Source organism: Vibrio sp. PID23_8 (assembly GCF_003584965.1).
Lineage (GTDB): Bacteria > Pseudomonadota > Gammaproteobacteria > Enterobacterales > Vibrionaceae > Vibrio.
The window spans coordinates 235057-256680 of the sequence record NZ_LIXE01000005.1; the positions used below are offsets into that span (position 1 = coordinate 235057).

The 21624-nt window shown below is 45.9% G+C and carries 13 protein-coding genes; 10 read left to right on the forward strand and 3 right to left on the reverse strand.

The window, feature by feature from the left end:
* The first annotated feature begins 92 nt into the window (after positions 1-92).
* The 5 genes from AK966_RS11400 to AK966_RS11420 all read left to right on the forward strand — a co-directional run bounded on the left by AK966_RS11400 (position 93) and on the right by AK966_RS11420 (position 7530).
* Complete coding sequence (locus AK966_RS11400; RefSeq protein ID WP_119464176.1) at positions 93-1067, forward strand: ABC transporter permease; 975 nt, start codon at positions 93-95, stop codon at positions 1065-1067.
* 8 nt (positions 1068-1075) lie between these two features.
* The gene (locus AK966_RS11405; RefSeq protein ID WP_119464177.1) at positions 1076-2068 is read left to right on the forward strand and encodes an ABC transporter permease; all 993 of its coding nucleotides are present in this window, start codon (positions 1076-1078) and stop codon (positions 2066-2068) included.
* Positions 2065-3018, forward strand: a complete 954-nt coding sequence (locus AK966_RS11410; RefSeq protein ID WP_119464178.1) for an ABC transporter ATP-binding protein — start codon at positions 2065-2067, stop codon at positions 3016-3018. Before AK966_RS11405 ends, AK966_RS11410 begins: the two co-directional genes overlap by 4 nt.
* Positions 3019-3031: 13 nt before the next feature.
* The gene (locus AK966_RS11415) at positions 3032-4015 is read left to right on the forward strand and encodes an ABC transporter ATP-binding protein (protein ID WP_099078406.1); all 984 of its coding nucleotides are present in this window, start codon (positions 3032-3034) and stop codon (positions 4013-4015) included.
* Positions 4016-4080: 65 nt separating this feature from the next.
* Positions 4081-7530 carry a hypothetical protein gene (locus AK966_RS11420; protein ID WP_119464179.1) on the forward strand — a complete coding sequence of 1150 codons (3450 nt, stop codon included), beginning with the start codon at positions 4081-4083 and terminating at the stop codon, positions 7528-7530.
* A gap of 73 nt (positions 7531-7603) precedes the next feature.
* On the opposite strand, the gene AK966_RS11425 is transcribed toward AK966_RS11420, so the two are convergent.
* Positions 7604-8608, reverse strand: coding sequence for a LacI family DNA-binding transcriptional regulator (locus AK966_RS11425; protein ID WP_119464180.1), 1005 nt, complete (start codon positions 8606-8608; stop codon positions 7604-7606).
* 366 nt (positions 8609-8974) lie between these two features.
* On the opposite strand from AK966_RS11425, the gene AK966_RS19925 reads away from it, so the two are divergent.
* From AK966_RS19925 to AK966_RS11440, 3 genes are all read left to right on the forward strand, one after another.
* The gene (locus AK966_RS19925; protein ID WP_182852655.1) at positions 8975-11395 is read left to right on the forward strand and encodes a hypothetical protein; all 2421 of its coding nucleotides are present in this window, start codon (positions 8975-8977) and stop codon (positions 11393-11395) included.
* A gap of 198 nt (positions 11396-11593) precedes the next feature.
* Entirely contained in the window at positions 11594-13180 is a 1587-nt protein-coding gene (locus tag AK966_RS11435) for a glycoside hydrolase family 16 protein (RefSeq protein ID WP_099078403.1), read from the forward strand.
* 391 nt (positions 13181-13571) lie between these two features.
* A complete protein-coding gene (locus tag AK966_RS11440) occupies positions 13572-14897 on the forward strand; it encodes a carbohydrate porin (protein ID WP_119464181.1) in 1326 nt (441 codons plus the stop codon).
* Between the two features lie 162 nt (positions 14898-15059).
* Here AK966_RS11440 and AK966_RS11445 read toward each other — a convergent pair whose 3' ends face one another.
* A complete protein-coding gene (locus AK966_RS11445; RefSeq protein WP_099078401.1) occupies positions 15060-15965 on the reverse strand; it encodes a helix-turn-helix domain-containing protein in 906 nt (301 codons plus the stop codon).
* 261 nt (positions 15966-16226) lie between these two features.
* On the opposite strand from AK966_RS11445, the gene AK966_RS11450 reads away from it, so the two are divergent.
* Together AK966_RS11450 and AK966_RS11455 are read left to right on the forward strand one after the other, a co-directional pair.
* Positions 16227-19001: a glycoside hydrolase family 3 C-terminal domain-containing protein gene (locus AK966_RS11450; protein ID WP_119464182.1), complete on the forward strand. Its 2775-nt coding sequence runs from the start codon at positions 16227-16229 to the stop codon at positions 18999-19001.
* A gap of 196 nt (positions 19002-19197) precedes the next feature.
* Positions 19198-20538: an MATE family efflux transporter gene (locus AK966_RS11455; RefSeq protein ID WP_119464183.1), complete on the forward strand. Its 1341-nt coding sequence runs from the start codon at positions 19198-19200 to the stop codon at positions 20536-20538.
* A gap of 119 nt (positions 20539-20657) precedes the next feature.
* Here the strand turns inward: AK966_RS11455 and AK966_RS11460 are convergent, their stop codons facing one another.
* Positions 20658-21599, reverse strand: coding sequence for a Dyp-type peroxidase (locus AK966_RS11460; RefSeq protein WP_099078398.1), 942 nt, complete (start codon positions 21597-21599; stop codon positions 20658-20660).
* Between the last annotated feature and the right edge of the window lie 25 nt (positions 21600-21624).

Genomic DNA, 21624 nt, shown 5'->3' on the forward strand with positions numbered 1-21624 from the left:
AGTTGTAGGTAGGTTTTTTTAATTAACATCGGAGCCACAACCGCAACCGCAAAAGTAACCGTGCGTTGTGGCTCGTAAGTTAAAGGTTTGATATGTCGTTTCTAGCTCGCCGATTTGGCTTTTATTTTACTGCCTTTCTGATTGCGATCTCGTTCAACTTTATGTTGCCACGCTTAATGCCAGGTGACCCAGTTGACGCTTTATTTGCAGCAGCACAAGGTCGAATGGATCCTGCTCAGATGGATGCTGTACGTGAGATGTACGGTTTTGTTGACGGCAACATCTTTGTTCAATACATCGCGTACATGAAAAGTGTATTTACGCTTGAACTTGGTCCATCAGTTCTGATGTTCCCGGTTAGCGTATCTGAAGTGATTGCTATGGCACTACCATGGACCATGTTTCTAGCGCTTGGTTCTCTGATTGTCGCTCTGATCATTGGCGTGAGTATCGGTACTTATGCTTCTTACCATCGCGAAGGCTTGTTTGGTCAAATTATGCCACCAGTGTTGGCCTTCATCAGTAATTTCCCATACATCGTAACTGCCTTGCTGTTGTTCTACTTCGTCGGTTTGAAGATGGAATTGCTGCCGCTAGCATATACTTATGACCCTTCATTGGAGCCAGGCTTCAACTGGGAATTCATCAGTAGTGTGGCGAAACATGCGGTACTACCAATGGGCTCAATGGTGGTAGTGGGTATCTCCACTTGGGTGTTCAACATGCGTAATGCGATGATCAACATATTGGGTGAAGACTACGTGACCATGGCAGAAGCTAAAGGTTTGAGTAGCTTTAAAGTGATGAACCGTTATGCGGGCCGAAATGCAATCTTACCAGTGGCAACGGCCATTGCGATGGCGATCGGTTTCTCATTCGCGGGTTCGATCATGACCGAAGTGGTGTTTAACTACCAAGGCCTAGGCAACATCTTGCTAAAAGGCATCGTGGCGCGAGATTACCCACTTATTCAAGCTATCTTATTGATCTTAGTGACGGCGGTTCTGACAGCCAACTTCATTGCGGATTTGTTGTATGTGTGGCTTGACCCACGAATTTCGAACTAGGGTGTATCATGGAAAAATTAATTAATAACCCAACGAATTCAGAGCACGATGAACTGATGATTCGTGAATCGAAATTTTCTTGGAAGCGCATTAAAAAGAGCTTGGGCAAAGTTTACGCGTTCTTTTACGGTAATCCGCCAGCCATTATTGGTGGCTTGTTACTCTCTATTGTTTTAGCGGGCGCGGTTTTCGCTCCGATTCTGGCAACGCATGATCCTGATCGCCGCGTCGCAAGACCACACATTGCACCAAACTCAGAACATGTTCTGGGTACAACTCGAAGTGGGCGTGATGTATACAGCCAAGTGCTCTACGGGGCGAGAAAGTCGCTGGCGGTAGCGATTTCTGCCGGTGTGATTGCGATGAGTATCGCCGTGGTTATTGGCGTCTCAGCGGGCTATTTCGGCGGCAAGATCGATGAGCGCCTTAACTTCCTAACTAACGTTTTCTTGGTGTTCCCTCAGTTACCACTGCTAATAGTGCTCGCTGCTTTCTTAGGGCAGGTGGGGGCCCTCGTGATCACCATATTGCTCGGGATAACCTCTTGGCCTTGGGGCGCAAGGGTGATTCGTTCACAAACCATGGCAATAAGAAACAAAGAATTTATTATCTCTGCGGAAGTGATGGGGGAGTCAAAAATCCGCATCATCTTAGTCGAAATCTTACCGAACCTTGTCTCGATCGTATTTGGTGGTTTCTTGGGCACAGTGATTTACGCAATGGGCTCAGAAGCGGGCTTAGGCATCCTAGGTTTGGGTGACGCAACAGAGGTGAGCTGGGGCTCTATGTTGTACTGGGCGCAAACGTCGTCTTCGCTCTACACTGGAGCTTGGTGGGAAATGTTAGTTCCAGCAATGGCACTGGCCATCACAGGTGGTGCTTTGGCGCTGATCAATATGTCGATTGACCAAGTGAGCAACCCGAAACTTCGTACTGGTCCACACATCAAGCTGTGGCACAAACTGAAAAAAGAAGCCGATAAGCGCAGAGGTTTAAGATGAGCAACTTATTAGAAATTAATAATCTATGCGTCGATTACGTGTCACCAAATGGCGTGGCTCGTGCCGTGAACAACGTCAGTATCAGCATTTCGCCGGGTGAAACGTTGGGTATTGCGGGTGAGTCTGGTTGTGGCAAGAGCACATTGGCATTTGCCATCTCTCGTTTGCACAAAGCCCCTGCACTGATCTCTGAAGGAGAAATTCTCTACAAAGGTCAGGATGTACTGAAAATGAACGACAGACAGTTACGTAAGTTCCGTTGGAATGACGTGTCAGTGGTATTCCAAAGTGCAATGAACTCACTCAACCCAGTGATCACCATTGGTGAACAGCTCACCGATGTGATTTTGGCTCACCGTAAAACCACTTATAAAGAAGCCTATGGTAGAGCGGTTGAGCTACTTGGTATCGTCGGTATTCACGGGGATCGCATGGCAAGTTTTCCACACCAATTGAGTGGTGGCATGCGCCAACGCGTCGTCATTGCAATCGCATTGGCACTAGAGCCAAAACTGATCATTATGGACGAGCCAACCACCGCTCTTGATGTGGTGGTTGAGCGTGAAATCCTCAATGAATTGTACGAACTCAAGAGTAAGTTCGGCTTCTCGATTCTGTTCATCAGTCACGATTTGAGCTTGATGGGAGAGATTGCTGATCGTATTGGTGTGATGTATGCCGGTAATCTGATTGAGTTGGGTGACGCGAAAAATGTATTTGGCGACCCACAACATCCGTATACCAAAGGTTTGATCTCATCATTCCCAACCATTCATGGGCCAAAAGAACGCCTTTATGGCATTCCAGGCAACCCTGTGAACCTACTTAAGATCCCGCAAGGGTGTAACTTCCAAGCACGCTGTAATGAATGTTTTGCACAGTGCGAGAAGAGCGATCCAACACTGGTGCCAGTTAGTAATGGCAATCTAGTGTCCTGCCATTTGATGTAATCGGGAGAGATGAATGGACAATGTAACTACCCCAGAAGTGATTCTCTCAGTAAAGAATCTGGTGAAAGACTTTCCACTTGGTCAGTCTGCAAAAAGCAATCTGATGCGTGCGGTTAACGATGTATCATTTGAACTGCGTAAAGGCGAAGCGCTCGCTATCGTGGGCGAATCAGGATCGGGAAAAAGTACCGGTGCTCGCATACTGACTCGTATCTACGATAAAACCGATGGTAATGTGACTTTTAAAGGTCAGGATCTCGGTGAGTACATCAAAGAGCATGGTGAGCTGGAATACGCACGTCAGGTTCAGATGATTTTCCAAGACCCATTTGGTTCGTTAAACCCAGTGCATACTATTTATCATCACATTGCTCGTCCGTTGATGATTCATAACCGCGCAGAGAAGCACGCAATTCCAAAATTAGTGTACGAGTTGCTTGAGCTGGTAGGTCTTTCTCCGGTGAAAGAGACGGCAGAAAAGTACCCGCACGAACTCAGTGGTGGCCAGCGTCAACGTGTGGCGATTGCCCGTGCGATTGCGGTTGATCCAGAAGTCATTCTGGCTGATGAGCCTATCTCAATGCTCGATGTGTCAGTGCGCTTAGGTATCTTAAACTTGATGTCAGATTTGAAAGATAAGCACGGCATCTCCTTTATGTACATTACTCACGATATCGCTACTGCGCGCTACTTTGCTGAGAAAACGGCCGTGATGTACGTTGGCCATATGGTTGAGTGGGGCAATAGTGATAACGTGACACAAAATCCGCAGCACCCATATTCACAGCTGCTGTTATCCGCCGTACCAGAGGTGGGTAACTCAGGAAAACGTGAGCTTACGGCGAAGAAAGGCGATATCCCATTGTGGAAGCCAAGCAGTGTAGGGTGCCCGTTTGCCACCCGCTGCCTTAAAGCGACTGAAGTGTGCACACAATCTGTGCCCGAACCGACCAAAGTCGCCGAAGACCATTACGCTCGTTGCCATCACCTCGGATAAAGCACTCGAATTAGTCTAAAAAAAGTGCTTTTCGAAAGCGCTTTCATAAATATTGGAAGAACATTATGAATTTTGAACATTTTTCTAGCCCAACCGTAGAGGGAAGTTTCGTTGATTTAGACGGTGAACGTTACTACAAGATTTCTCACGTCGACCAAATGAACCCGTTTTTCATCAGTGTGGTTTCTGCTAGCGATCACTGGTTATTCATCTCATCCACTGGTAGCTTATCTGCGGGACGCATTCGTCCAGAGAACGCGCTGTTTCCATACAAATCCGTCGACCACATCCATGAGAGTGCGGAAAACACTGGTTCGAAAACCATCATCAAAGTCGCAGGTGAGCAAGGCGTTGCCATGTGGGAACCGTTCAATCGCCATCACGATGGGTTGTACCAAGTTGAGCGTCATCTGTACAAAAACACCATTGGTGACAAGATTGTTTTTGAAGAGCTTAACCATACGTTACAACTAAAGTTCCAATACAGCTGGAACACCAGTGAAGAGTTTGGTTTTGTTCGTCGCTCACAAATCACGGACCTATCAGGTAAGGCTCGAGAGATGGAGCTAATTGATGGTCTGCAAAACCTATTGCCATCTGGTGCGCCATTGTCGGCATTGCAAACACGGAGTGCATTAGTGGATGCTTACAAGTGGAATGAGTTGCTCGATGGTAGCTCACTTGCGCTCTTCACCATGTACGCGAAACTCAGTGATCGTGCCGAGCCTGCCGAATCCTTGCTCGCAACCACCGTGTTTAGTATCGACAATGATTACGGTCAGCGTCTATTGAGCAGCGAACAAGTGAGCGCGTTCCGTCAAGGTCGTGAAATTAGTAACGAAACCCTAACTAAAGGGGTGCGTGGTAGCTACTTGATCCACAAGTCTATTAAGCTCGACGCAAATCAGAACAAGTCTTGGTTGATTATTGCGGATATCGACAAGAATCACAGTGATGTTACGGCGATGCGCCACCGTCTTGTCCAGCCAATCAACATGACGGAAGTAGTTGAGCAGAGCATTGCTGCCAACCAGCAAGAATTGATCAGTTTGATGTCTGGCGCAGATGCGTGGCAAATTACGGCTGAAGAAGCAACCAGCGTACACCACTACGCCAACGTACTGTTTAATAACATGCGCGGTGGGGTATTTGAAAACAACTACACGTTAGACAAGAAAGATGTGCTAGCGACGATTCGCAACGCCAACCGCATTGTGTTTGAGCGTCACGTCGGGTTGTTCGCCGACCTACCGGATCAGTTTACCCATACAGAGCTTGTCAGCCTGGCCAAGCAAAGTGAAGATGCGCAGTTAATCCGTTTAAGCTACGAATATCTGCCGCTGACATTCGGTCGTCGTCATGGCGATCCAAGCCGCCCTTGGAACCACTATGAAATCAAACTTAAAGACGACAATGGTGAGCGTTTGCTTTCTTATCAAGGCAACTGGCGTGACATCTTCCAAAACTGGGAGGCGATTGCGCTTAGCTATCCTGGCTTCATTCCATCTTTCTTAGCGAAGTTTGTGAACGCATCTACAATGGACGGCTACAACCCATATCGCATCACCAAAGACGGCATTGACTGGGAAATGCTAGAGGCGGATGACCCATGGAGTAACATCGGTTACTGGGGGGATCACCAAATCATCTACTTGCTCAAGTTCTTAGAACTCGCAGATAAATATCAGCGTGAAGACCTACTTGCACTGATGCAGTCAGATATCTTCAGCTACGCCAACGTGCCTTACGAGTTGTGCGATGTTGAGAAGCTGTTCGACAATCCGAAAGACACCGTGACCTTCAATGATGAGCTGCAACACAGTATCGAACAACGCGTTGATGCAATGGGCAGCGATGGTCGATTGGTTCTTGGTCGTGACAACGACATTTACATGGTTAACTTGACCGAGAAAGTGCTAGTGCCACTGTTGGCGAAGCTCAGCAACTTGGTTCTGGATGGCGGTATTTGGCTGAATACCCAGCGTCCGGAATGGAACGATGCCAACAACGCTATTGTCGGCAATGGTTTGTCGATGGTCACGTTATATTACATGCGTCGTTATATTGCCTTTTTGCAGCAACTGCTTGCCGATGCGCCTGCTTCCGTCAGCATGTCGAAAGAGGTGTTCGAATGGTTACTTTCAACCACACGTATTCTGTCTGAGGCAGCAAAAGAGATCCGTCAAGAAACGGTGACGCGCCAAACCCGCAAAGCGATTCTGACTCAGCTAGAAAAAGCCGCAGAAGATTTCCGTCAACGTGTTTACCGTGTCAATGGCTTTTCTGGCAAGACGACAGTAGAAGCATCAGCGATTCAGCAGCTGCTTGAGGTGAGCTTAACGGTATTGGATGCCAGCATTGCTAGCAACTTACGCGAAGATGGGTTGTACAATGCGTACAACATTCTGACTTACTCAGCAGAAAGCCTGCAGGTTGAAGAGTTGTACCCAATGTTGGAAGGTCAAGTTGCAGTATTAAGTGCAGGTGTACTTACACCAGCACAAGCGGTGACCTTACTGGATAACCTATTCGCTAGCGAGATGTATCGCGAAGATCAAGACAGCTTCATGTTGTATCCAGATCGTGACTTAAGTGCATTCATGAATAAGAATTGCCTGACCGAGGAGCAAATTAGCGCGATACCAGTGCTAAGCAAAATGTTGGGCAAAGGCGATCACCGTTTGGTGATGGCTGATGCACAAGGTCAATTCCACTTTCATGCGAGCCTAGAAAACAATGGCTACTTGAAAGCGCAAATCCACAAGTTGTGTGGTGATTACGCCGACGCGACAGATGAAGACTGGGAAGGGGTAGAGGCGCTTTACGAAGAAGTATTCAATCACAAAGCGTTTACTGGCCGCTCAGGCACCATGTTTGGTTACGAAGGACTGGGTAGTATCTACTGGCATATGGTTTCCAAGCTATTGCTTGCTGTGCAAGAAAACTACTTGGTGGCGCGTGAACTTGATGCCAATAGCGAAGAAACGCAAAAGTTAGCGGAATACTACTACCGCGTACGCGCTGGTATTGGCTTTAATAAAACACCAGAAAATTACGGCGCATTCCCAACTGACCCATACTCGCACACGCCAAAGCATGCTGGTGCGCAGCAACCGGGCATGACTGGTCAAGTGAAAGAAGAAGTGATCACGCGCTTTACTGAGCTCGGTATTATGGTGGAAAACGGTGAAATTCGTATCGATCCTCGATTGCTCAATCGTAATGAATTCCTGACTGAGCCAGCATCGTTCTCTTGTCAAAGCGTGGCGGGCAATACGCAAAGTTATGTGGTAGAAAAAGATCAATTGGCATTTACCCTCTGTCAAGTACCATTTATTTATAAGGTCGTAGGGGCTGATCAGCAAATGGGTATTATACTCACAAAATCAACAGGTGAGTGTCTTGTGGCGGATAGCCTAGTTATCTCGAAGGAGCTGAGCGACCCTATCTTTGCTCGTTCAGGAGAGATTGAGAAAGTGGTGGTGTCCATTCCGGAAGCATTATTACGCCCATAAACCAAACCGATAAAATAAAGGCCCCGATATCATATCGGGGCCTTTTTTATTGATAACGTTTAAAATCAGTAACTTACCTTTCTACAACAGACTCGCGCACTATTAACTCTGGTGTTAATTTATGTTTGAGTGAGTAGTCTTGCTTGTTGACCAAAGCAATCACTCCTTTCGCCGCTTCAATCCCCATTTCTCGAACCGGGAAGTTTACCGTTGTCAGTTTTGGCCGCATGTGTTGGCTGTGGCTGTCGTTATCAAAACCGACAACGGAAATATCGCGTCCGATTTCTAAGCCGCGGTCATAGGCGACGTCGTACACCGCTAATGCAATGTTGTCGTTATGGCAGAAAATGGCGGTAATGTTCGAGTCTCGTTCTAGTAAACGGCGGGCGCACATGTGATTTAATCCGCGCTCCTCATGGTCAAAGCGGCCCTCGACTATCAGGTTCGTGTCAAATTCTATCCCAAATTCAGTTAGTGCATGGCGGTAACCTTGCAAACGATCACGACTGTCAATTTTACTTAGCTGACCTGTGATGCAGGCCACTTTAGTATGCCCACGCTCTAGCATGTGTTTTGTGGCGAGATAGCCCCCCAGTTCGTTATCGATAAAAATGCATTTATTGGCAACTTCTGGAATATAACGGTTGAGTACGATGGTCGCGGGATTCTTCTCAATGACATCAATCAACTCATCGTCAGATAACATATCTGAATGGATAATCAGTCCATCGACTTGTTTGGAGCGCAAGAAGTTGATCGAATCAATTTCTCTTGCGTGTGACTCTAAACCGCTGGTAACGATCAGGTGATTGTTGCTATCACGAACAGTGTTTTCAGCATTGTGCATTAATGGTCCATAAAATGGGCCATCTAACGACCCGACAAGCATACCAATACTGTTTGAACGACTCGATGCGAGAGCTTGGGCAAATGCATTGGGTTTGTAGCCAAGCTTCTTAATGGCATCAAATACTTTTTTTCGATTAACTTCTTTAACCGTAGGGTGTCCATTCAGTACGCGAGAGACGGTCGACTGAGACACATTAGCCAACTCAGAGACTTCTTTAATTGTGATCAACGGGAAGTACCTTATCCTCTACATAATAGGCACCATATTACTTGTATTGTGATGATAGCTAAAGAGAAAACATCACAATTACACAATTTGTTCCAGCCTAATTATCACGGCACCCAATTTTATTAATATTTTGTACGTCATGTGATCAATGCATAAAGAAAGCGCTTTCTTTATGGGGTATCTCACGTTTTTGTTTGTTAATGACATTATGATGTAGATATGTATTGTCTCTTTTATGTCTGTGAAGACTGTAATAAGTGACCGATATACATCGTAGATACCACACATCAAGAAAAATTGAACGCTCGTAAAGAAAGCGCTTTCTTTTGTGGGAAAGGTCAACATGAAACAACAAGGAAAGATAGAATGAGAATAATTAATCAGCGGTCTCAATTTGCCAAAGCTGCACTGTGTTCTGCGATTAGCCTTGCACTACTGGGGTGTGGTGGCGACAGTGTCAAAACTGATCCGCCACCTACTGACGGAGGTGATAATGGGGGGGAGGTTGTTACGCCAACAGTATCCGTTGCACCAGATTACGTAATGGATCTGTCTGCACCGTATGATTTCGAAGGTGCGGTGACTGAACTAGGAGTTGTAAATCCAAATAGCCTTTCTAGTAGTGCGCTGAACGTATCTGAACCAGTAGGCACGGTTCTTAAAACATCGAGAGCAGCCGACGCGCAGCCATGGGCAGGCACCATTTTATCTGATACCAAAACGTTAGATTTGGATCAGGAACGCAGTCTTATTACTGTTTGGGTTTATGCGCCAGCGGCTGACATTCCAGTTCGACTCAAAGTGGAAAACAAAGCTAATTCGGATGAATTTGCTGAAGTAGAAGTGAAAACGACGAAAGCCAATGAATGGGAGCTGCTTACATTTGATTTCAACAACTTAGTAGGTGGTGAACTTAATTCTGACTTTACTTTTAACCAAAAAGTCATCTTTTTTGACTTCATGAGCGAAACCAATGACAAAGTTTTTTATTGGCACAACATTCGTCATGAAGGTTATGGTTTACTTGCTCAACCGAAACCTGAAACTTACCCGACGTCAGACTCAGGCAAACCGTTATTAGGTAATCCAGAGTACCAAGCCATTTCATATGGCGCGTGGCGAACGAAAGAACGAATGGATGGTGATACGGTTCCTTCTGTGGCTGATCAGATGGAAGATATGCGAGTTCTTTCTGCCATGGGGATTAAGGTCATCCGTACGTACAACACACAAGGCTTTAAAGGCCTTGATGGTGAGAGTAACACGGAAAATCTTCTTGAAGCGATTCGTCTTCTCAAAGCAGAAGATGAAAACTTTGAAATGTATGTGATGCTAGGTGTTTGGATTGATGCTCTGAACTCATGGACTGGCCAGGCAATTGACTCTTCAGTTGATTCGCCAAATAACCAGTTGGAATTAGCGAAAGCTAAGGAGCTGGCTCTTGAATACCCTGATATCGTTAAAGTGATTGCTGTGGGCAATGAGGCGATGGTCAATTGGGCTGCGAGTTACAAAGTTCACCCATCTATCATTCTTAATCACGTCAATGACCTTCAAAGTTGGAAGCAAGAAAATGACGCGACGAAAGACTTGTGGGTGACCACGTCAGATAACTGGGCTGTGTGGGCAGGACAAGATGCCAATGCAAACCACAATGAACAATCTGATCTTAAAGCGCTTATTCAAGCGGTGGACTACGTTTCCCTACATACCTATGCTTTCCATGATACTCAGTGGGATCCGAATTTTAAAACGGATTGGAAAATATCAGAGCAGGATCAATCCCTTACTAAGGAAGAGCAGATAGCTCTGTCAATGGACAAAGCTTATGTTCGTTCCTTGGAGCAATTTGCCCTCGCTCAACAATTTATCAACAGTGTCGATCCAACTAAGCCAATTCATATCGGCGAAACGGGGTGGTCTTCTCTTTCTACCGAAGCGTACGGTGCGGGTGGTACTCAAGCTGCGGATGAATACAAGCAGAAAAGATTCCACGATGATATGCGTGATTTTTCAGCGAATGAAAATGTGTCACTCTTCTTCTTCCAAGCATTTGATGAGCCATGGAAAGGGGATGCGAATAATGATGGGCATTCAGAGCAGCACTTTGGCTTGATTGATATGGATTGTAATGTCAAATACGTTGCTTGGGACAAAGTTGAAACGTTAAACCAACTGGGTTTGACGCGAGATTGTGATTTTACGGCAAGCTATGGAGGTGATTTGCCTTCGTTGTTGGCTGATGTGTTGGCACCACCGAATGCACCTATCGTACAACCGGATGAGCCACTTGTTGACGGAGAGTTCCGAGTGCTGGGTTCGGCTGTTTATGATGGCGCAGATGCATTTGCGTGGGAAGGTAGCGCTTGGGCTGGTATTGATGATAACGGCATCTTAACCATTGCAACGGATCCTGCTAGCGCGCTCGATTGGGGATGGGGTGCCCATATTGGTGATAACAGTGTCCGTGACTTTAGCGATATTAAAACACTGAAGTTTGAGATCCGTGGTACCACCGAAAACGGTAAGGCACTGGCTGAGTTTGGTTTTGGTGTTGGCTTCCAATCGGATACGGGGGGGCAATGGGCTTCTAATCACGCAATTCGTTTTAACGAGGGTGAGTATACGTTGACTGAAGAATGGCAAGTCATAGAAGTTGACATCTCTAAGTTCTCAGGCGAACCGGTTTTAACCAAGGTGGTTGCACCATTCATGGTTCACAACGAGGGTAAGGATGGCCTGACTGAGGCAGATATTCAATTTAGAAACATCTCTTGGTTTAACTAACTAAAACGTCAAGTTAAAGCGTTATCGGATTTGATATCGCTTTAATCATAATCGGCTATATCACAAGGTATAGCCGAATTTTAACAATAATAATTGTCAGCATATGTGTTTGTGCAGCGCGATCAGTGCAGGCAAAAGCAGTATGCGATATGGATTGATTAGTAACATTTGCAGCGCATATGCTGCTGGAGAACTTGGATGCAAAAAAACATACTCAAACCACTTGGCCTCGCTGTGACCATGGGTTTGTTGGCAGGGTGTCAATCAACTGGTGACCACGATGGTGGAACAGATTTCAGCTTAACTAAAAAGCCCACTGTATTAACCAATACTCCTGTTGAACCAAGCGATAAATGGCAGCTAGTATGGGAAGATGAGTTTGAAGGTGACAAAATCAGCAGTCGTAATTGGTCTTTGGAAGAAAACTGTTGGGGCGGAGGAAACAATGAACAGCAGTGCTATACCAAACGCGCGCGCAATGCCTTTGTTCAAGATGGCTTATTGCACATCGTAGCTCATAAAGAAAGTTTTACTGGCCCGGATGACGCAGAAGGTAAACCGGGGGCAAACAAAACGCTACCGTTTACTTCGGCACGTCTTCGCACTAAAGGTAAACGAGACCACAAATATGGTCGTTTTGAAATCCGCGCTAAGCTGCCAACCGGTCAGGGAACTTGGCCTGCATTTTGGATGTTACCAACTGACAATAAATATGGCACTTGGGCAGCATCAGGCGAAATCGATATTTTAGAAGCGGTGAACTTAAAAGCGCAATCTGATGCGCCAGGGGCGAAACCGGGTGATAAAGAAAATCGCATATACGGCAGCTTACATTATGGAAAAAAATGGCCTGATAACGTATACACAGGGCAAGCGGCTACCTTACCAGATGGGGTTAATCCAGCCGATGGTTTTCATACCTATGCAATTGAGTGGGAAGAGGGCGAAATCCGCTGGTATGTAGACAATATTCACTATGCGACACAAACGGCTGATGGTTGGTACAGTCAATATGAAGTTGATGGCCAACTGGTGAATGCAAAATCCCCAGCGCCTTTTGATGAGCGATTCCACTTATTACTCAATCTGGCGGTCGGTGGTGCCTGGTCGGCGAATGCGAATGAAAAAGGTGTGGATGACAACGATTATCCGAAAACCTTGCTTGTAGATTCCGTCAAAGTTTATCGATGTGGTGTCGATCGATGGAAAGGCAAAGGTTGTGCAGCGGTTGGTGAACAAGCGATCGTACTAGATGGTCTTAAAGCACCAGCCATTTTGGCACAAGATGACAGTTACGCAGATGGTCCACTGTTGGCGATTTTTGAAGATGCGCTCAACAGCAGCCTCGCATATGGCAGTTACGATCCAATGAATCTCATCGAGCATGAAGAAATTGACGAGGTTAGCCGCGGTAAAGTGCTTAAGATTACAAAACAAAATGGCGCAGGTAACATCTACTTCCGTTCACCGACAACGGATATAAGACACTGGTTGGAAACGGGTGAATTAGTGTTTGATATCAAAGTGGATGAGATGACCGATGGCAGTGAACTGATGGTGAAAACCGACAGCGGGTGGCCTAAAGCATCTGACATGACGGTAACATTGCCAGAAATGGGACAATGGGGTGAAGTGCGAATTAAGCTCGCGGACCTGCTTGCACAAACAAACCGTTTTGTCGCTGGCAATCAAGCTGACCCAGCGGCTATCACTAACTTACTCGTGTTTGAGCCTACAGCCGCGATGACATTTAGTTTAGATAACGTGCGTTTTGCGAAACCGTAATCAAAATGTGTAACCAAAGCTCGCAAAAGTGATTTTGCGAGCTTTTTGCTTTTCTTAATTTGGATGCTTTTGGGGCCTGTTTATAGATAACTCTCTGATACATAAATGGGCATACTCAAAGGTCACTAGACAAGAAATTGATAATTTGTATATAGATTTGTGATCAATAACCAAGAAAGCGCTTTCTTTGATGGGCGGGGTCACGGTTTATGCTTAATGATCAATTTATAATTTCAACATACTGAACAAAGTACTTGAGGCTATATATTATTGGTTTCATTGTACTATTGAACGCATGCATATTCATTGTGATCGTCATGGATGTTCAGTTTTTTTTAAAATAAAAAGAAAGCGCTTTCTTTGAAGGCATTTGATAGAACATGGAGTTAATATGAAACTTTCTAAGCTTACCCTTGCTTGCTTGGTTGCGACAGCAGGTTTATCCGCAGCACCGGTTGTTCACGCTGAGAAATCCGATGGTTTTGAGTTCCACGGTTATTTCCGTGCTGGCGCTCTTTTCAGTGAAAATGACGATTTTAAACGCGCTAAATTCCCTGCATCGAAAGAGCGTTTAGGTCGCATGGGTGTGGAGTCTGACAACCATTTTGAGCTTGCGCTACAGAAAAACTTTGTTAATGACGCAGATCAAAAAATCCGAATCAAAACTCGCCTTGGCGCTAACAACGCACAACTAGCGTCTAACCAACTTGGTACAAACGCAGATGCAGCAAACAGTGAAGTTGGTTTAGTTGAAACGTTCGTTGAGTTTGAAAACGTTTCTGAAACAGGTGTTATCTGGGGGGGTAAGCGTTTTTACGGTAAAGAAAATTATATTTTCATGACCGACTTCTTCTATACCGATATGTCAGGGACGGGGTTTGGTATTGAAGGCGTCCAACTAGGTGGTAATGCATGGGATTTTGCTTACATTGCTAGTGATGACTCAGGTGATGCCAATTTTTGGGGTGATAGTAACAATATCATGCATGCGTTGCATGCAGGAGTAAACTTTGGCTCACTTGAAGTGATGGCGATGGCGAAGTTCATGCCAGATAACGTAGTGAAACTGTTTGGTGAGGACGAGGTTTTCGCTGAAAGCGGCTTTGAAATGACCGGTATTTACAACAGCGATTCTGTGTTTGGTTTGTCTGATAAAGGCTTTACTAAGTACATTGTTCAAGCGGGTAAAGGTTTAGGTTCAGGTAACCTGTTAGGTGGCACTATCACCACTTACAACACGTACAAACCTGGTAGTGATTATCAAAGCTGGCTAACCACAGGTTCAGGCTGTGGTACCTCATGTGTTAAAGCGGTTGATGAGGACAACATGTCGGTGCGTGGTTTGGTTTGGGGTGGTTACTTCTTTGAAAATGGCGTGAGCGTTTTCCACTCAATCCAAACGCAATATAATGATTTTGAAGATAAATCTTCAGACGGGTGGGTGTCAGCAATGGTTCGTCCTTCCTTCCCTGTTGCGCAAAACTTCTTTATCGCGACAGAAGGCGGCATGATGTACAACTATGAAGATCGTAACGGTGAATCAAACAGTTCGTACGATTACAAACTGACGGTTGCACCAACGATGGTGGTAAGTTCTGGCTTTGGTCCGAACCCGGAAATCCGTTTGCTTGCTTCTTACCTAGGTGGTGAAGACCGAGATGGTAACAGTAAAGATGGTGATTTTATTGTTGGTTTCCAAGCAGATATGTGGTGGTAATCACTGCTTTTGCTCATAACTCGGGTGCAGTTCTTGGGGGCTGCACCACATTAAGTTAGCAATATGCGAGAGAATAGAGTCAAAACAGGAGCCTTGATGTGTTCCAAGTTGTTTGAGTACTAACGGGGGAGCTCGATTATATTGCAGTGAATGGATGCCCATTCATAGCCGCTCAGAGAGCGGCTTTTTTATGTCGTGTAAGAAATATTCTTTGCGGTAACTTCTCGGACTGCGCTGAAATTTCTGCTTAAAGCACTTCGAGAAATAATTACTGTCGGCAAAGCCACATTCTTCGGCGATGTTCAGCACCGAGCGTTCATTTTCATCACACAGCAGTTTGGTGGCGTAATTGAGCTGTACTTCTCGCAGGTATTGATTTGGAGAGGTGTTTAAGAACTGGCGAAATAGCCTTTCTAATTGACGTTTACTGATAAAGGCCGCTTTGGCTATCGCGTCACTATTCACCCCGATATCGTTAAAATGTTGCTCAATAAAGACCAATGCTCGGCTTAGTGCCAAAGTGGTCTGTGGCAAGTCCTCGCTTTGATTTTGATACATGCGCGCTAATGCGATAACCAACTGCTGCATTAAGCTCGTGAGCATGACCTCAAACCCTGGTTGTGACGCTTGGTATTCATTTTTTAACGTGTGGAGCAGGCGTTCAATTTTTGGCAATTGCTGGCAGTCGAGAGTGAGCTTCGCCTTGTATTCTGTGGTCTGGCGTGCAATGGGCTCTACTTTGAACATGGCTTGATAACCAGACAACTGACGCATCGAAGGGATTTCAAAAAATGGGGTTTGTGAGTCGAACATTAAGTTGATAATTTTGAGTCTATTGACATCTCGAAAGCCGTGTTCAATATCGCCGTTGATGACAAACACATCGCCTTTATGCAGCGGATACTCGTAGTTGGCGACCGTGTGCTTACCGCTACCGCTTACCACCAAAAACAGTTCAGAAAAGTCATGTTTATGCGCGGCAAAATCGCAATGATGATGCCCATCCACGTAAGCAAACTTAAGGTGGGGATGTTTCTGATGTGCTTTGAGTTGATAGGTAATGCTCATGTCGCGATATTCCTTTTTTTTGTCGCCATTTTGGTAGAATGGCGCACCTGCTCAGCATACAATTTCTCCACAGTAAAAAGAATCTTAACCGGTGTTTTTAGCCTGTTTTTGCGGGGCTAGTGACGTTTTTCTTTAAAGAAAAATTCCGAGCACATCCCCTGTTAATTTCAATAATTTATAACGTGACTTCGCATGACGCAAGAGTCGTACTTAGTCAGATCTCATTCCAAGAAACAAAAGTGAACGGTTGTGTGGTTGTATATGAACAATAATCGAATTAGCCAAGCGCAAAATAACCTTGTCCCAGTCAGCCGCCAAGCCGCGGCAGAAGGGATCGTACTGCTGAAAAATACTGACTCTGCGCTGCCATTGAACGCGCAAGATAACGTTTCTCTGTTTGGTCGTTGCCAAATCGACACTTACCGCAGTGGTACTGGCTCTGGTGGCGCGGTAAACGTTCCATACGCAATCAGTGCGTTAGATGGTCTGCGTGCGAATAGTCATGTGCGTTTGAATGAAGAGTTAGTTGCGATTTATCAAGACTGGATTGCGGATCACCCATTTGATGATGGCGGTGGTGGTTGGGCTGCCGAGCCTTGGTTCCAGCAAGAAATGCCATTGACTGATGATCTGGTGGCGAAAGCGGCCGAACAATCGAACAAGGCGATGGTCTTTATTGGCCGTACCGCTGGTGAAGACCAAGATAATGCGGATGAAGCGGGCAGTTATCGCCTGACTGAGAAAGAGTTGGACATGATCGCGAAAGTGAATCGTCATTTCACCGATGTGATTATTGTAATGAACGTGACCAACATCATGGACATGGCGTGGCTTAATTCCGTTGAAAATCACTCGTCAATCAAAGCGGTACTATATAGCTGGGCGGCTGGTATGGAAGGTGGTCATGGTCTGGCGGATGTGGTTTCTGGTTTACAATCACCAAGTGGACGCCTGACGGATTCGATTGCTTACCAACTGGCTGACTATCCATCGTCTGCTAACTTTGGACGCAAAGATCGCAACGTCTACGCGGAAGATATTTACGTTGGCTACCGTTATTTTGAAACTTTCAATCCGGAAGTGGTGCAGTTTGAATTTGGTGCAGGTTTATCTTACACCGAATTTCAGCGCGAATTAGTGATGTTCAAGTACGAAGGTGCGGGGGCTGACGCTGTTATTCACTTTGATATCAAGGTAACCAACCTGGGCAAAGAGTTTGCCAGTAAAGAGGTTGTGCAACTGTATGTTGAAGCGGCACAGGGTGAATTGGGTAAGCCTTCGCGAGTTCTGGCAGGCTTTGCCAAAACGCAAACAATTCAACCAGGCGCAAGTGAAGTGGTGCGCATTTCCGTTCCGGTTGCATCGTTGGCTTCTTACGATGACAGCGGCGTGACGGGTCATCGTAGCTGCTACGTTTTAGAAGCGGGGACTTATCAGTTCTGCTTGGGTGGCAGTGTGCGTCATGCTCAAGCTATCGAAGCAACGCTGGAGCTGGAAGCGCTGTTGGTGATTGAAGCGCTAAGTGAAGCTTGTGCGCCTATCCATGAGTTTGAACGTATCAAGCCAGCACAAAAGAATGATAATGGTGTGTTCCATTTGGGCCGTGAAGCAGTACCACAGCGCACAGTAAATTTGGCGGAACGTATTCAAGCGAACATGCCACGCAGTTATGAAATCACCGGTAACCAAGGCATTAAACTTATCGACGTTAAGCAGGGCAAAGCAAGCCTAGCCACGTTTGTCGCTCAAATGACACCAGAGCAGTTAGCAACCATTGTTCGCGGTGAAGGCATGTGCAGCCCAAAAGTCACGCCGGGGACGGCTGCTGCCTTTGGAGGGGTGTGTGACAGTCTGTTTGAATTGGGGATTCCAGTTGCAGCAGCAGCGGATGGCCCTTCTGGAATCCGTATGGACAGCGGTCATAAAGCGACCCAAGTTCCGATCGGCACGTTGCTCGGTTGTACTTGGAACTCAGCGTTGAACGAAGAGTTGTTTTATTTGATCGGCCAAGAGCTACGAGCGAATCACATCGATACCTTGCTTGGTCCTGGCATTAATATTCATCGTCATCCATTAAATGGCCGTAACTTTGAGTATTTCTCTGAAGACCCGTTTATGACGGGTGTCATGGCGGCGGCGCAAACTCGTGGCTTAAGTAAGGCGGGGGTGTCGGGCACCATCAAACATTATGCGGCAAACGATCAGGAAACCGCGCGTGTTGATGTCGACAGCATTATGTCGGAACGTGCGCTACGTGAAGTGCATATTAAACCTTTCGAGATGGCGGTGAAAGAGGGGCAGGCATCGACCATCATGACGTCGTATAACCCGGTTAATGGTCATTGGGCGGCATCAAACTATGATCTTAACACCACGATTTTGCGTGAAGAATGGGGCTACACTGGTATCGTCATGACGGATTGGTGGGCGAAAATGAACGATCCTGTTGAAGCTGGAGCGGAGAGTAAAACCTTCACCTCGTTCATGGTGCGTGCACAAAATGACCTGTATATGGTGGTGGAAAATGATGGCGCTGAAAGCAATGCTATGGGCGATGACACGTTAGAAGCGTTGGAAAACGGCACGCTCACCATTGGCGAATTACAACGCAGTGCGATGAACATTTGTCGCTTTATTATGGCTGCGCCAGTTATGGATCGCCCGTTGAAGGCGTATGAGCCGATCAAAACATTTGTTGCGCAAAACGAAGCGCCAGAGGGGCAAATTCAACCTATTGGTCAAGATATTGTACTGAATACAAAAGTGAATGCTTCGGTGGTTATCGAAGTCCGTGAGGCAGGGGTTTACCAGTTTAATGGTGTGATGAAGTACGAGCGAGATTCGTTGGCGCAATCATCGTGCAGTTTGTCGTTTAATGGTGATTTTAGCATGACGCTGCCATTGCACGGCACCGACGGTGAGTTAATCACGGTCGAAGGTTTACAAGTGAAGTTGACCCCGGGTTTTTACACCTTAGATATTGACTTTGTTAAGCCAGGCTTAGAGCTAGAAAAAATCGCCATTATCAAACAATAGGCACTAAATGATAGCGTGACGTTATGGTTTCAGTGTGGATGGAGCGGTCGAGGGGGCATTTTCTTAAAAATAACCTTAAAAGTAACGTGACTTTGAGTACAAAAGTTATACAATCCGCGCACAAAATCAGTCAATAATACCAACTGCTTCACAGTTTTCTGTGGAGCAGTTTTTAGTTTTAAGAAAGGTCAGATAGATGCCGAAAAGCCAAAACATCAACCAGCGCATGTCCATTGTGGCATTGGCTTGGCCGATACTTGTTGAAATACTGCTAAGGACAGCACTAGGCACTAGTGATGTGTTCATGCTAAGTGGTTACTCAGATAAAGCGGTATCTGCGGTCGGTGTTATCACTCAACTTACGTTCTTCCTTATCATTGTTTCGACTTTCGTTAGCAGCGGAACAGGGATATTGATTGCGCAATATAACGGTGCAGGGCGTGAGAATGATTCAGTGAACGTCGGCGTTGCGAGTATTGTACTGTCGGTGATTGTGGGTGTGTTTCTTAGTGTGCTCGCTGTCATTGGTGCGGTGTTCTTCTTACCGTATTACGGCCTTGAAGCTCAAGTGGAACAGTATGCTCGTGAATATCTGCTGATCAGCGGTGCAATGACGTTTAACGTCACCATGGGTATTGTTTTCACAACGATTTTGCGTAGCCATGGCTATTCACGTTCGCCAATGGTAGTGAACTTGATCAGTGGCGTGTTTAACATTATTGGTAACTATATTGCTCTTTATCAACCGTTCGGTTTACCGGTGTATGGTGTAGAGGGGGTTGCAGTGGCAACTGTGGTTAGCCAAGTGATTGGAACATTGATGCTTGGCGTGATTCTTACCCGTAGCCGCATTGAAGTGCCAATGTCTAAGTTTAAGCAAGTGCCGGGTGAGGTTTATAAAAAGATTCTCAAGATTGGCGGTATGAACGCTGGAGAGGTGCTATCTTACAATATGGCACAAATCTGTATTGTCTACTTTGTGGTACAGATGGGCACATCATCACTTGCCGCTCTGACTTATGCGCAAAATATTGCACGTTTCTCGTTTGCGTTTGCGTTGGCAATCGGTCAGGCCGCGCAAATCCAGACGGGGTACTACATTGGCAAAGGTTGGGTAACCAGTATTCTTAAGCGCGTACAAATCTACTTCTTGGTGGGTTTTGTAGCCTCAACCGTTGTGACGGCTTTGGTTTATTTTTTCCGTGATGACATTTTAGCGGTGTTCACCGATCAGCCCGAAATCTTGGCGTTGACCGGCACTCTGATTATGGGGTCGATCCTGCTAGAAGCCGGGCGCGTATTTAACTTAATTTTCATCTCGGCACTGAAAGGAGCGGGTGATATTAAGTTCCCTGTTCAAATGGGGATTCTGAGTATGTGGGGATTAGGTGTCGTGTTCTCCTATATCTTCGGTATTCATCTTGGCTATGGTGTCATTGGCGCATGGATGGCGATTGCCCTGGATGAATGGGTACGAGGTATCATCATGGCAAGACGCTGGCGCTCGCAGGTGTGGACGAAGTTTAAGGTGAGTTAACATCGTTCATTGATTGATTGATGGTGATGGATTTAGTGAAATTGGTGTGACAAGAAGAGTGGATTGATTTACCACTCTTCTTGTTTTTACAACGCTATCGAATAGAGGGGCGTTTTCGTTCAGTCTTCAAAACGTTGTTCAAGGAAGGAAGTCGGCGGAACAAAGTAATTGTTCCCCGTTTTAGCTTCTACGAAATCCAGCAGCCGATCGTAATGGCCTTGATCGTCAGCATGAATCATTTGAGTGAGAGAGGTTTCAATAACCGAAACCGAAGCGGAAAATCCGACGAACATAGTTCCGTGCTCTAACGCATTGCCGTAAGGACGGTTTTGACGAAACATTTTGATCTCTTCCCCCTCAATTTCTACTTTGCTTTTCGCGTTATGCGCCCAAACGGGTTTGGTGTCATCGTCTAGTTCAATGTCATCCATTTTCGTTCGACCGACTACCATCTCTTGCTGCTCTGTAGGTAATGCATCCCAGTCATTATCACGATCGACATAACGTTGAACCACTAAATAGCTGCCACCGATTTCGTTTTCATTCCCGTTGGCGACGACAACAGAGGCGATGCGCTCATGATCGATTGGGTTTTCCGTGCCATCAACAAAGTCAATCATGTCTCGATTATCTAGGTACTTAAAGCCTTGAACATCTTCGATTAAGTTTGTAATTGTTTTGAGTGCTTTTGCGCTGTACTTGGCTACCTGGAAGTTAAGGTCTTTTCGTTCTGATTTGATCATTAAGAAAATGTCACCCTCAGTAGAGGGAAAGCGTCTTGGACCATTTTCCATTTGAGGAAATGGATGTAACTCTGATGGCAATGCAACATCAGGAAAAAGCATAGGCCAAGCGTTAGCTGAAAAGCCATAAGTGACACTCAGATTGGCCGAAGGGTCTTTTTGTCGGATCGATTTCTCGATGCCCGGCAGTTGTGAAAGGGCGGACGTAATCTCATCGATGTGCATCCATTGGTCCTTAAGCGCAAAGGTTAAAAACTCAGCGTGAGTGGTTGGGTCTGTGAGTGCGCCTGGCTGGGCAAGTTTGGCAAGTTCCTTCATATTCAACCTTATCAAAAATATCGGG